General features: G+C 70.9%; 12 protein-coding genes. 6 read left to right on the top strand and 6 right to left on the bottom strand.

The genetic code is table 11. The annotated features are described in order from the left end of the window. Positions 1-264: 264 nt before the first annotated feature. Positions 265-744, bottom strand: a complete 480-nt coding sequence (locus ACFXAZ_RS01340) for a DUF1772 domain-containing protein (RefSeq protein ID WP_384583581.1) — start codon at positions 742-744, stop codon at positions 265-267. A gap of 904 nt (positions 745-1,648) precedes the next feature. Between ACFXAZ_RS01340 and ACFXAZ_RS01335 the strand changes: the two genes are divergently transcribed. The 3 genes from ACFXAZ_RS01335 to ACFXAZ_RS01325 all read left to right on the top strand — a co-directional run bounded on the left by ACFXAZ_RS01335 (position 1,649) and on the right by ACFXAZ_RS01325 (position 3,379). Next, positions 1,649-2,290, top strand: a complete 642-nt coding sequence (locus ACFXAZ_RS01335) for a uridine kinase (protein ID WP_384583228.1) — start codon at positions 1,649-1,651, stop codon at positions 2,288-2,290. Between the two features lie 103 nt (positions 2,291-2,393). Then, positions 2,394-2,804, top strand: a complete 411-nt coding sequence (locus tag ACFXAZ_RS01330) for a PPOX class F420-dependent oxidoreductase (RefSeq protein WP_384583225.1) — start codon at positions 2,394-2,396, stop codon at positions 2,802-2,804. A gap of 146 nt (positions 2,805-2,950) precedes the next feature. Beyond that, entirely contained in the window at positions 2,951-3,379 is a 429-nt protein-coding gene (locus ACFXAZ_RS01325) for a CBS domain-containing protein (RefSeq protein ID WP_384583222.1), read from the top strand. Between the two features lie 66 nt (positions 3,380-3,445). Here the strand turns inward: ACFXAZ_RS01325 and ACFXAZ_RS01320 are convergent, their stop codons facing one another. From ACFXAZ_RS01320 to ACFXAZ_RS01310, 3 genes are all read right to left on the bottom strand, one after another. Then, on the bottom strand, positions 3,446-4,573 hold the full coding sequence (locus tag ACFXAZ_RS01320) for a magnesium and cobalt transport protein CorA (protein ID WP_384583219.1): 1,128 nt from the start codon (positions 4,571-4,573) through the stop codon (positions 3,446-3,448). A gap of 374 nt (positions 4,574-4,947) precedes the next feature. After that, a complete protein-coding gene (locus ACFXAZ_RS01315) occupies positions 4,948-5,928 on the bottom strand; it encodes a carbohydrate kinase family protein (RefSeq protein ID WP_384583216.1) in 981 nt (326 codons plus the stop codon). Then, positions 5,925-6,836 carry a pseudouridine-5'-phosphate glycosidase gene (locus ACFXAZ_RS01310; RefSeq protein ID WP_384583213.1) on the bottom strand — a complete coding sequence of 304 codons (912 nt, stop codon included), beginning with the start codon at positions 6,834-6,836 and terminating at the stop codon, positions 5,925-5,927. Before ACFXAZ_RS01310 ends, ACFXAZ_RS01315 begins: the two co-directional genes overlap by 4 nt. Positions 6,837-6,932: 96 nt before the next feature. On the opposite strand from ACFXAZ_RS01310, the gene ACFXAZ_RS01305 reads away from it, so the two are divergent. Next, complete coding sequence (locus tag ACFXAZ_RS01305) at positions 6,933-7,361, top strand: VOC family protein (RefSeq protein ID WP_384583210.1); 429 nt, start codon at positions 6,933-6,935, stop codon at positions 7,359-7,361. A gap of 113 nt (positions 7,362-7,474) precedes the next feature. Here ACFXAZ_RS01305 and fdhA read toward each other — a convergent pair whose 3' ends face one another. Continuing rightward, complete coding sequence (gene fdhA / locus ACFXAZ_RS01300; protein WP_384583207.1) at positions 7,475-8,701, bottom strand: formaldehyde dehydrogenase, glutathione-independent; 1,227 nt, start codon at positions 8,699-8,701, stop codon at positions 7,475-7,477. Between the two features lie 269 nt (positions 8,702-8,970). Beyond that, positions 8,971-9,525 (bottom strand): methylated-DNA--[protein]-cysteine S-methyltransferase, encoded by a 555-nt coding sequence (locus ACFXAZ_RS01295; RefSeq protein WP_384583204.1) that lies wholly within the window; start codon positions 9,523-9,525, stop codon positions 8,971-8,973. 363 nt (positions 9,526-9,888) lie between these two features. Here ACFXAZ_RS01295 and ACFXAZ_RS01290 point away from each other — a divergent pair, with 363 nt between their 5' ends. Both ACFXAZ_RS01290 and uvrB read left to right on the top strand, forming a co-directional pair. Then, the gene (locus ACFXAZ_RS01290) at positions 9,889-10,764 is read left to right on the top strand and encodes an MHYT domain-containing protein (RefSeq protein ID WP_384583201.1); all 876 of its coding nucleotides are present in this window, start codon (positions 9,889-9,891) and stop codon (positions 10,762-10,764) included. A gap of 95 nt (positions 10,765-10,859) precedes the next feature. Beyond that, a complete protein-coding gene (gene uvrB / locus ACFXAZ_RS01285; RefSeq protein WP_384583198.1) occupies positions 10,860-13,016 on the top strand; it encodes an excinuclease ABC subunit UvrB in 2,157 nt (718 codons plus the stop codon). The last annotated feature ends 144 nt before the right edge of the window (positions 13,017-13,160 follow it).

Below are 13,160 nucleotides of genomic sequence, written 5' to 3'. Positions count from 1 at the left end.
TCCGGGGAGCCTCGTCGTCCGTCGGGCGGTTCCCTCGGCGGGTTCCCGCGACGTCCCCGACGCCCCTCGACCGGGTCCTTCCGGCCACCATACGACCATCGGTCACCGGCGACGACTCGTCGATGAGCGGCGCTTTCGTGCCGACGCGGCCCCAGGGGCCTTTCCCTTGGATCAGGTGGATCAGGCGGGATCAGGGAGTGGATCAGGTGGGATCAGGGAGCGGTGCAAGGGCCCACGAGCCCGGCATGATCCAGACCAGCGGCCCTAAGCGAGCGCGAGGACGTAGCAGACCGCGGCGGCGGCCGAGGCGGCCGTACGGACATGGTTCCAGGCCGTCCACTCCCGTAGGTACACCGACCAGTACGACGACGCCTCCGCCGTACCGGCCTCCCGTCTCGCCAGCGCCTCGTTGCGCGGCACGTTTCCCGCGATCGTCAGCCCGAACGTGCCGAACAGATACAGCGCGCTGCCCAGCAGCAGCTCGACCGTCCCCTCCCGGGGCCACAGCACGAACGTCACCACCGCGATCACCGCGCTCAGCACCGCCGTACCGGCGAACAGGCCCATGAACGCCGGCTTCAGCGCCATCGCGTTGATCGACTGCATCGCCGCGACCCCCTGCGCGGGCGGCAGCGCGGCCAGGCCCCGCATCACAAACGTCGAGAAGCCGTAGAAGACCCCGGCGACCAGACCCGTCCCGAGCACTCCCAGAACGGTCAGCACGAAGTACGGTCCCTCGATCATGTCGACTTCCACGTCCGCTCCTGTGAAGTGTTCGGTCCGGGTCGGCGGCCGGTCATCCGCCGGTCACCGAGCGTCGGGACAGACCGCTCGGCGGCTACGTCACTCTCAGTCAATGCCCTCCACCGTCCCCCGAACATGCCCCAGCCGCGCAGAGCCATATGTGAGCGTCCACGGCCGCGGGACGGCTCAGCCGACCCCTGCCCACCTCTGCTTCGCCCTCCGCCCTCTGCCTCTGCTCTGGACCTCCTCCTGACTCCGACCCTGCTGACCTTGCTGTCCCTGCTCCTGCCACGCGCCGAGCACCGCCTCCACCATCGGCGCGATCCGCCGCCGCGCCTCGTACCGCGACACGCCGCTTATGAGCAGCCGGCCGTACGACGTCCACATGCCCTATGGACGCCACCACCACCGAGACCACCGCTCCCTCGGAGAGTGCACGCCCACTGCCCCGTACCGAGGCGTGCGCCGCGATCTCCCGCGCCCGCTGCTCCGGGCAGCGTGGAAACAGCCGGTGGATCTCCCACGCGAAGGCGTCCGTGAACCGCAGGTCCTGCGCCGCCCGCCGGGCCCCATCCCACAGACGGCGGCGTCTGCGCGCCTCCGCCCGGCCCAGCGCCGTGTCGCCGCGTGTCAGATGGACCAGCCGCCCAGGGTCGGCACAGCCGGGACAACGGGGCGCCGCCTCCTCCGGCACCAGCATCGCCGACGGCCCGCGCCCACAGGCCGCACAACGCTTGCGCCTCAGGGGCTGGAGGGCGAGAAGTCCGGGAGAGGAGAGAGGGGTTGGGCCTGTCGACCGTGTCGCCATGTCCGCTTCCTTCCTGGCCCCGGCACCCGATCCACGCGGTGACCCCCACCGGACGTGGTGTTCCGGTGCCCGACCGGATTGACCGATCATGGTCGGGTGCGACTCGAAGCGATCACCTGGGACCGGCTCGGCGACCTGCTCGCCGACCGGCTGCTCGACCTGGAACCGGTCGACGGCAGCCCCTGGCCCCGTATCGCCTTCGACGGGGCTCCGGCGGCCCGCCCCGGTGACCTCGCCGAACGCGTACGGGAGGCCCTGCGGGTCCGCGGCAGGCCCGCGCTCTCCGTGGGCGTCGAGGGCTTTCTCCGCCCCGCCTCGCTGCGGCTGGAGCACGGACACCAGGACGTGGACGCCTACTTCGACGGCTGGTTCGACACCGGCGCCCTGTGGCGCGAGGTGTTCGGCCCGCTCGAACCCGGCGGCGACGGCCGGGTCCTGCCCGACCTGCGCGACCCGGCCACCGACCGCGCCACCCGCAGCGACTACGTCCGACTCCCGCCCGGTGGAACGCTGTTGCTCCACGGCCCCCTCCTGCTCCGGCACTGGTTCCCCTTCGACCTCACCGTCCATGTCCTCCTCTCCCCGGCCGCCCTGCGCCGCCGCACCCCCGAGGCCGACCACTGGACCCTCCCCGCCTTCGAGCGCTACACGGCCGAGACCGATCCGGCCGCCGCCGCCGATGTCCTGGTCCGCGCCGACGACCCGCGCCACCCGGCGTGGGGCGGCTGGAAGGGATGACTCCGCCGAGCCGCCGGTTGTCCTCCGATGCCGTTCGGGTTCCTGGGCGACGGATTCCAACGAACCCCTTTTATGTGCACGTGCATATACCTAGGGTGTGTTCATGAACGACTCCACCGCACCTGTCACCTTCGACACCTCCGTCCGCGCCCTCCTCGACGGCAAGAACTTCGCCGGCGTCGCCACCATCGGCCCCGACGGCGCCCCGCAGAACTCGGTCGTCTGGATCAAACGCGAGGACGACACCGTGCTCTTCTCCTCCATCGACAACCGCCAGAAGGTGCGCAATCTGCGCCGCGACCCCCGCGTCAGCCTCTCCGTCTACGACCTCGCCGACCCGTACACCTCGGTCGAGATCCGCGGCACCGCCGAGATCCTTCCCGACGAGACCAAATGGCTCCCGCGCGAGCTGTCGCACAAGTACCTGGGCGCCGACCCGCCCGGGGAGAGGGACGACCAGGTCCGGGTGATCGTGCGCGTGGTGCCGCACAAGATCATCGGATTCTCGGCCTGAGCCGGTGGGCGCGGACAACGGAGCCCGGTCCCGGCGGCACCCGGCGGCTCCGGGTGCGTGGGTTCCGTGGCGCGGCGAGAATGAGGGCGCCGGGACTAGCGGCGTGTCCCGCGTCGCACCGGCCGCCCGGCACCGGGAGGTACTTCATGACCACCGCCAAAGACATCATGCACCGTGGTGCCCAGTGGATACCCACCCACGAAACCCTCGACCGCGCCGCCCAGCTGATGCGTGAGCTGAACGTCGGCGCCCTGCCCATCGGCGACCCCGACGACCGGCTCTGCGGCATCCTCACCGATCGCGACATCGTGATCGGCTGTGTGGCCATGGGCCACGACCCGGCCAAGGTCACCGCGGGCGAGATGGCCCAGGGCACCCCCCGCTGGATCGACTCGGACGCCGATGTCAGCGAGGTGCTCCACGAGATGCAGGAGCACCAGATCCGCCGGCTCCCCGTCATCGCGAACAAGCGTCTCGTCGGCATGATCAGCGAGGCCGATCTGGCCCAGCATCTGACGGACGACCAGATCGCGAGCTGGGCCGGACGGGTCTACGCCCGCAGCGCCACGCGCTGACCCGCGTCGGCGCGATACCGATACCGATACCGGCTTCGGCTCCGACCCGCGCCGGTTCCACACCGGTCACAGCCAGCCGATCCGCCGGAAGCGGCGGTACAACGTCACGCAGACCACGGATATGACGCCGATGACCATCCCGTAGCCGTAGCGCCAGTGCAGCTCCGGCATGTGGTCGAAGTTCATCCCGTACATCCCGCAGACCATGGTCGGTACGGCGATGATCGCCGCCCACGCCGTGATCTTCCGCATGTCCTCGTTCTGCGCGACCGTCACCTGCGCGAGATGCGCCTGGAGAATGGAGTTGAGTATTTCGTCGAACGCGGCGATCTGCTCCGCCGCCCGCTGCTGATGGTCGGAGACATCGCGGAAGTACGCCCGTATCTCCTCGTCGACGGTCCGCAGGGTCGGGTCGGACAGCTCCAGCAGCGGACGGCCCAGCGGTGCCACGGCCCGCTTCAGCTCCAGCAGTTCCCGCTTGAGCTGGTAGATGCGGCCGGGGTCGGTCCGCGCCCCGTTCTCCGCGAAGACGTCCGTCTCGACCTGGTCGATGTCCTCCTGCACGGATTCCACGACACTGAGGTAGTCGTCGACCACATGGTCCGCCACCGCGTGCAGCACCGCCGACGGACCCTTCGCGAGATGCTCGGGCGATGCCTCCAGTTCCTCGCGCAGCGGCCCCAGTGAGCCATGGCTGCCATGCCGCACCGTGATGACGAAGTCCCGGCCGACGAACACCATGATCTCGCCGGTGTCCACCACCTCGCTGGTCGCGGTGAGTTCCTCGTGTTCGACATAGGTGACCGTCTTGAACACCGCGAACAGCGATTCGCCGTACCGCTCCACCTTCGGCCGCTGATGGGCCTCGATCGCGTCCTCCACCGCCAGCGGATGCAGATCGAACAACTCGGCGATCCCGGCGAACTCCCGGGCCGTGGGCTCATGCAGCCCCAGCCAGACGAAGCCCTCACCTGTCTTGCGCACCCGCTCCACCGCGTCCACCAGATCCACGCAGGTGGGAACCCGGCACCCGTACTCGTAGGCCACGCAGTTGACCACCGAAGAACCCAGCGGGGACCGGGCGGGATGGCTCAGATCGACCCGTCGACGCCGCCGCGCCATCCGGGCCACCCGGCGCAGGCCGTCGACCGCGCCGAGGCTGGTGACCTTGCGCAGATTCCCTGCCATGGACATCGTGATCTCCTTGCGTGAATTCCCCCGTGCCGCGTCTCCGCCGCCCTGTCGCGCCAGTTTGCCAGGGCTGGGGCAACGCCGTACAAGCCTGTGGATAGCGCGGATTCCGCTTTGTTCCCGCCTGTGGATAACTCCTTGTTCTCGCCTGTGGGCAAAGGGGGTTCACAGATCGGGCCAGCCCGACCGCCGAGGTCCTCGCCACCGACATCGACACCTCGCGAAACCTCGCGGACGACCACCTCCGCAGCCCGCCCGCCGGTCGAGGCACGCCCTCACGACATGGGCACGACGAGCCGTCGGCGCAGAGCGTCGACCCGGTGCACGCCGTTCCAGCCACTGCCCTGCCCCGATGCGCAGGAAAGCGGAGGGCTCCTTCACAAGCCCCCGTCAGACGGCCGATTCCCCGCCTCCCGGCCTCCGCGGCGCCCCGTCCCCACCGGCCTGCCTCCCACCCGTTCCACCGCCGCCGCCCCCGCCCGGCACCCCTGCGCCGCCGCCTCCTCGACCCCGGCCCCCGCGACCAGCGCCGCGAGGAAGGCCCCCGTGAAGGCGTCCCCGGCGCCGGTCGTGTTGTGGGGCGACACCGGACCCGCCGGTCCGCGCGCGCGAACCGCCCCCTCCCATGCCACCAGCGCACCCCGCGCCCCATGCTTGGCGACCACCAGCGGCACCCGCCGGCTCAACTCGGCCGCCGCCTTTGCCGCGTCGGACCGCCCCGTCAGCAGAACCGCCTCCGCACTGCTCGGCAGCAGCACATCGAGCCCCGCGACCAGCGACAGGAACCGGGCGACGCCCAACTCCCGCAGAAACCCCACGGACGCCGGATCCAGACTCACCGGCACACCCCGCTCACGCGCCGCCGCCAGCGCCACGCCCGCCAGCGCCCGGCCCGACTCCGAGAACAGCAGATACCCCGACAGATGCAGCCGTACGACCCCGTCGAGCAGGGCGTCCGACCAGTCGCCGGGACCGATCCGCAACGACGCCCCGCTGTCGGTCAGGAACGTCCGCTCGGCCGCCGCGCCCGCGTCGACGAGGCAGATCACCGTCCCGGTCGGCGCCCCCGGATCGACCACCAGCAGAGGCCGTACGCCGCTCGCCGCCAGTTCCCGCTCATGCCAGCCGGCCGTGTCCGCGCCGACCCGCCCGAGCAGCCGTACGTCCGCACAGCCCCAATGCGCCGCCCAGCAGGCCACATTGGCGCCCGCGCCACCGGGCACCGTCCGGATCGCCGCGCCCGTGTCGGTACCGGCCGCGAGCGGCCCGCGATGCCGGGCGACGACATCGGTGATGACGTCCCCGATGACGAGCAGCGCCCCGCGCGTGCCCGCGGGGCCCGCACCGGCGTCCTTCACTCCGCCTCGGCCCAGACCCCGGCGATCTCCGCGGCCAGCCGCACATTCCCCCGTACCGCCGCCAGGTTGGCCGCCAGGGAGGCACCGTCGGTGTGCCGCACCAGGTAGTCCAGAAGGAACGGTGTGACGCCCTGACCGGTGACGCCCCGCGTCTCGCACGCGCGCAACGCGTCGGCCAGCACGCGCGCGTGCAGCGCGGGATCCAGCTGATCCTCCTCCGGCACCGGCTGGGCGACGATCAGCGCCGATGCCGGCCCGCCGAGCGCGTCCTGCGCCCGCATGACGTCCGCCACCTGACCCGGCGTGTCGAGCCTCCAGTCCACCGGATGACCGGAGTCGGCGAGATAGAACCCGGGGAAGCGGTCCGTTCCGTATCCGGCGACCGTCACGCCGAGCGTCTCCAGCCGCTGCAAGGTCGCCGGGACGTCGAGGATCGACTTGACGCCCGCGCACACCACCGTGATCCGGGTCCGCGCGAGCAGCCCCAGGTCCGCCGACTCGTCCAGCGTCACCGTCCACTCCCGGTGCACCCCGCCGAGCCCGCCCGTCGCGAACACCCGTACGCCCGCCCGCGCCGCCAGCAGCGCCGTCGCCGACACCGTTGTGGCACCGCTCGCCCCGGCCGCCACCGCGAGCGGCAGATCCCGGTGGCCCAGCTTGCGGATCCCGTCCTCGGTGGCGATCCGCACGAGCTGCGCCTTGTCGAGACCGACACACGGCCGCCCGTCCAGCACGGCGATCGTCGCCGGTACGGCCCCCTGCTGCCGTACGACCGCCTCCAGTTCCTCCGCCACCCGCAGATTGCGCGGCCGGGGCAGCCCGTGCGCGATGATCGTCGACTCCAGGGCCACCACGGGACGCCCCGCCTCTACGGCCTCCCGTACCTCTTCGGACACCACCGGCGTCACAGCTGCCTCCTGTCAGTCGTCCTGCCTCATCTCTGGCGGGCGCCACCCGCCGTCAAACCCTTTGCGGCCCGTCCGGCGGCCCACCAGGCTGGAGGTATGACGGACAACCTGACACGTCTCGACCATGTGGTCCTCTGGGTGCGCGATCCGATCGCCGCGGCGGGCTTCTACGAGCGGACGGCCGGCCTTGAGCCCCTGCGGCTCGCCGAATTCGCGGCGGGCCAGGTTCCGTTCCCCTCCGTGCGGCTCAACGAGGAATCCATCATCGACCTGATGCCGCTCACCATGGCCGAGCGCATGACGATGCTGCCCGGCGCCGCACAGAGCGCGGGCCACCCCGTCAACCACGTCTGCATCGCCCTCCCGCAGGCCGGCTTCGACGCCCTCCACACCCGGCTGCGGGACCACGAGATCCCCCTGTCCGACCTCTCCCACGACTCCTACGGCGCCCGTGGCCCGGCCCGCCGCAGCTTCTACTTCCGCGACCCGGACGGAAACGTCATCGAGGCCCGGCACTACGACTGACCGGCAGGCCGGGGCCCGAGCCTGCCCAGAAACCCGGAGCGCCCCCGACAGCGGATCACAGGACCGCCGACCGAACGGCACGGGAATCGCTCCCGTGCCGTTCAGTACCACTCTCACACCGGCTGTACGCCCGCCAGCGCCCCGTGCGGATCGAGCACGTACTTGCGGCTCGCGCCCTGGTCGAACTCGGCGTAGCCGCGCGGCGCGTCCTCCAGGCCGATCACCGTGGCGTTGACCGCCTTCGCGATGTGCACACGCCCGTGCAGGATCGCCTGCGCCAGGCCCCGGTGGTAGCGCATCACCGGGCACTGACCGGTGCTGAAGCGGTGGCTCTTGGCCCAGCCGAGGCCCAGCCGTACCTTCAGCGTTCCGGACTTCGCGTCCGCGTCGACCCCGCCGGGGTCGTCGGTGACATACAGGCCCGGAATGCCCAGGGCGCCTCCCGCGCGGGTGACGCCCATCAGCGAGTTGAGGACCGTCGCGGGCGCCTCCTGGGCGTCCGGCGCGTTGGCACGGGCCTCGAAGCCCACCGCGTCGACGGACGCGTCCACCTCCGGCTCCCCGATGATCTGCGCGATCTGCTCACCGAGGTCGCCCTGTGACACGTCGACGGTCTCGCAGCCGAAGCTGCGCGCCTGCGCGAGCCGTTCCGTGTTGAGGTCCCCGACGATGACGACCGCCGCGCCGAGCAGCTGCGCCGAGGCCGCCGCCGCCAGGCCCACGGGCCCCGCCCCGGCGACGTAGACCGTCGAGCCGACGCCCGCGCCCGCGGTGACCGCGCCGTGGAAGCCGGTCGGGAAGATGTCCGAGAGCATCGTGAGATCGAGGAGCTTCTCGCGTGCCTCGTCCGGGTCCGGGAACCGCAGCACATTGAAGTCGGCGTACGGCACCATGACGTACTCGGCCTGTCCGCCGACCCAGCCGCCCATGTCGACATAGCCGTAGGCGGCGCCCGGCCGGGCCGGGTTGACGTTCAGACAGATACCGGTGTCGCCCTCCTTGCAGTTGCGGCACCGGCCGCAGGCGATGTTGAACGGCACCGACACGACGTCCCCGACGTCGATGAACTCGACGTCCGGACCTCGCTCGACCACCTCCCCGGTGATCTCGTGCCCCAGGACCAGCCCCTCGGGCGCGGTCGTCCGCCCGCGCACCATGTGCTGATCGCTTCCGCAGATATTGCTGGCGAGCACTTTGAGGATCACCCCGTGCCGGCACTTACGGCCGACATTCGCTGGGGCGACCCCTGGCCCGTCCTGAAGTTCCAGTCCGGGATAGTCGATGGTCCTTACCTCCACCGTGCCCGGCTTGAGATACGCCACTGCCCTGTTTCCGCTCATGCCTGATCGCCGTCCCTTCGGCCCCGTGCCTTCCCGGAAGCCAGTCGGATGTCAGCGGCTGTGCGCACCAACGAGTCTGCTACCGGGGGCGTGGCCCTGCCACCCAACGGGCTCCCGCGCGCGGTCGGGGACGGTGCCGCACAGGGGCGGCTCGCGGCTTGCGGGAGCGGCCCGGTGCGGCCTGCGAGGGCGCCCTCGCAGGCGCAACGAGCGCCCTCACAGGCTCACGAGAGCGCCCTCGCCGGCCTGCGACAGCGACCGGAGCGGGCTCAGAACAGCGGCTGGGGAAGCACGCCCTCCAGGGCGAGCAGCTTCCGCTTGGTCTCCAGGCCGCCCCCGAACCCGCCGATCCCGCCGTCGCTCTCGACGACCCGGTGGCAGGGCACCACCACGGGCAGCGGATTGGCGCCCATCGCCACCCCGACCGCCTGGGCGGCACCGGGCTGACCGACCCGGCCGGCCAGATCGCCGTAGCCCACGACCGATCCGTACGCCACCCCGGCGGCCAGCTCGCGCAGCACCTGCCGGTTGAAGCCGGAGATCAGCGACCAGTCCAGGGGCAGCTCGAAGTCCTTGCGCCCGCCCGCGAAATACGCCGTGAGCTGGCGTATCGGCTCGGCCAGCAGCGGGGAGCCGGGCGCCTCCACGGGCTCGGTGCCCAGCCGGGCCGCGAGCCGCTCCAGTGCCCGGTCGCGCACCGGGTCCGTGGCGTGGAACACGACGTTGACCAGGCCCTCCGGGGTGGCGGCCAGCATCAGCGGGCCGATGTCGCTTCCGACCACCGCCCACACGACCCGCTGCTCGTACTGCCCATCGCTGTTCATGAGCCCACGGTACGACCCACCACTGACAACGCCGCCCCACCGGTCGCCTCCCGCACCACGCCCGGCTCCCCAAGCGACGGCCAGGGGAGCTGCCCCTCGCCAGCCGGTCATTCCTGGCCGGTGCCCATGGGCGACGGCCACGGAATCTGCAAATGGACGGAATCTGCACATGGACGCATCTGCGCAAGGTCCTCACACGTGAGCCACACAAATGGGGCGAGGTCGTGTGTCTTTGCAGGAAAGTCGTTCGAGTGTTCCGGCGGGAGTCATACTCTCTGCGTCAACCCTGACCGGCGGGTCGGTCCGGGGAGGGGGCGCACGTCACAGAATCGCGGGACGCACAGGGCGGAAGGGCAGCCGCGCATGCACGGCACGGTCGACGGATTCAGCTACGGCCTGGTCACACCGCTGGTGGCCTATCTCATGGCCTGCCTGGGCGGCGCCCTCGGACTGCGCTGCACCTCCAGAGCCGTGCTCGTCTCCCGCTCCTGGCGCCCCGGATGGCTCGCCCTCGGCTCCGCCGCGATCGGCTCCGGCATCTGGACCATGCACTTCATCGCGATGATGGGCTTCACGGTGCGGGAGGCGCCGATCCACTACGACAAGCCGATCACCTTCGCGAGCCTCGCCGTCGCCATCGTCATGGTCGGCGTCGGGATCTTCATCGTCGGCTACAAGGGCGCCAAGGGCGCCGCCCTGTTCACCGGCGGCACCGTCACCGGGCTGGGCATCGCCACCATGCACTACCTGGGCATGGCCGGCATGCACCTGGAAGGCACGTTCCTGTACGACACCGCCACCGTCGCCGCGTCGGTCCTGATAGCGATGGTCGCCGCCACCGCCGCCCTGTGGGCCGCCGGGCAGGTCCGGGGCTTCCTGTGGAGCGTGACCGCCGGCCTGATCATGGGCCTCGCCGTCACCGGCATGCACTACACGGGCATGGCCGCCCTCAGCGTCCGGCTGCACGGCACCTCCGCCCCGGCCGGCGGGGAGTCGGCCGCCGCACTGCTGGCACCCATGCTGATCGGCCCGCTGGCCTTCCTGTGCCTGGCCGCCGCGGTCGTGGTCTTCGACCCGCTGCTGGCCCTCGGCAAGCCCGCCCCGCCCCGCCCCGAGCCCCGGCCCGGCGTCCCCGCCCACACGCCCGTGCTGCCCCGCCAGACCCGCCGCCTCGTCCTGCGCCCCCGCCGCGACCGGGAAACCGCGCCCGACGCCGCCCCGGCCGGTCGGCGCTCCTGACCCGCCGCACCCACACCCCGGCAAAACCCCAGGTCAAAGCCACTGGACTCGGCGAAGTCCCCCGGTTGTCAGTGGTGGGTCGTACGGTGGAACCCATGCGGCCCGTTTCCCAGATCGAACGCTCGGTGGCGCCCATCGAGGTCATCAGCCCCTACCAGCCCAACGGCGACCAGCCGACGGCCATCGCCGACCTCGCCCGGCGCATCGAAGCCGGCGAGAAGGACGTCGTCCTGCTCGGCGCCACCGGCACCGGCAAGTCCGCCACCACGGCGTGGATGATCGAGAAGCTCCAGCGCCCCACCCTGGTCATGGCGCCGAACAAAACACTGGCCGCCCAGCTGGCCAACGAATTCCGCGAACTGCTGCCGAACAACGCGGTCGAATACTTCGTCTCGTACTACGACTACTACCAGCCCGAGGCGTACGTCCCGCAGTCGGACACCTACATCGAGAAGGACTCCTCGATCAACGAGGAGGTCGAGCGGCTGCGCCACTCCGCGACCAACTCGCTGCTCACCCGCCGCGATGTCGTGGTGGTCGCCTCGGTCTCCTGCATCTACGGCCTGGGCACGCCGCAGGAGTACGTGGACCGCATGGTCCCGCTGAAGGTCGGCGCGGAGATGGACCGCGACCAGCTGCTGCGCCGCTTCGTCGACATCCAGTACACCCGCAACGACATGGCCTTCACTCGCGGCACCTTCCGGGTCCGCGGCGACACCATCGAGATCTTCCCGGTCTACGAGGAGCTGGCCGTCCGCATCGAGATGTTCGGCGACGAGATCGAGGCCCTGTCCACGCTCCACCCCGTCACCGGCGAGATCATCAGCGACGACGAGCAGCTGTACGTCTTCCCGGCCTCCCACTACGTCGCCGGTCCCGAGCGCATGGAGCGGGCCGTCAACGACATCGAGAAGGAGCTGGTGGAGCGCCTCGCCGAGCTGGAGAAGCAGGGCAAGCTCCTGGAGGCCCAGCGGCTGCGCATGCGCACCACGTACGACATCGAGATGCTCCGCCAGATCGGCAGCTGCTCCGGTGTGGAGAACTACTCGATGCACTTCGACGGCCGCGAGCCCGGCTCCCCGCCGAACACGCTGCTGGACTACTTCCCGGAGGACTTCCTCCTGGTCATCGACGAGTCGCATGTCACCGTCCCGCAGATCGGCGCCATGTACGAGGGCGACGCCTCCCGCAAACGCACCCTGGTCGACCACGGCTTCCGGCTGCCCTCCGCGCTGGACAACCGCCCGCTGAAATGGGAGGAGTTCCAAAAGCGCGTCGACCAGACCGTGTATCTGTCGGCCACCCCCGGGAAGTACGAGCTGTCCCGCTCCGACGGCGTCGTCGAGCAGATCATCCGTCCCACCGGCCTCGTCGACCCCGAGGTCGTCGTCAAGCCCACCGAGGGCCAGATCGACGACCTGGTGCACGAGATCCGCAAGCGCGTGGACAAGGACGAACGCGTCCTGGTCACCACCCTCACCAAGAAGATGGCCGAAGACCTCACGGCCTACTTCCTGGAGCTGGGCATCCACGTGCGCTATCTCCACAGCGACGTCGACACCCTGCGCCGGGTCGAGCTGCTGCGCGAGCTGCGCGCCGGCGAGTTCGACGTCCTGGTCGGCATCAACCTGCTGCGCGAGGGCCTCGACCTGCCCGAGGTCTCCCTGGTGGCGATCCTCGACGCCGACAAGGAAGGCTTCCTGCGCTCCGGCACCTCCCTGATCCAGACCATCGGCCGCGCGGCGCGCAATGTCTCCGGCCAGGTCCATATGTACGCCGACAAGATCACCCCGGCGATGGAGAAGGCCATCGAGGAGACCAACCGCCGCCGGGAGAAGCAGGTCGCCTTCAACAAGGCCAACGGCATCGACCCCCAGCCGCTGCGCAAGAAGATCAACGACATCGTCGCCCGGATCGCCCGCGAGGACGTCGACACCGAGCAACTGCTCGGCTCCGGCTACCGCAGAGCGGCCAAGGACGGCCGGGGCACCAAGGCCCCCGTGCCCTCCCTCGGCCGGGCGGGCACGGCCGCCAAGGCCGCCGCACCGGGCCGGGCCGCGAAGGGCAGGACCAAGGAGACGGTGCCGACCGACCGGCCCGCCGCCGACCTCGCCGACCAGATCGAGGAACTGACCGCACGCATGCGTGCCGCAGCCGCCGACCTCCAGTTCGAGATCGCCGCCCGGCTGCGCGACGAGGTGTCGGAGATGAAGAAGGAGTTGCGCCAGATGAAGGAGGCGGGTCTGAGCTGAGACCCGCCTCGCGTGCCGGTCCACGCCCCGGGACCGGCACGCGCGCGGACACCGCGATCGGCCACCGGACGCCCTGTGTTGCAAGACCGACACAAAGTCCCCACCGGGGTACGTCACTGTCAGTGCCCCTGCGTAGGGTTCGTG

Source organism: Streptomyces sp. NPDC059477, assembly GCF_042749375.1.
In the GTDB taxonomy this organism is placed as follows: Bacteria; Actinomycetota; Actinomycetes; order Streptomycetales; family Streptomycetaceae; genus Streptomyces.
Note: the sequence above shows the minus strand (reverse complement) of the source record. Positions and strands in the feature narration are given on the sequence as shown.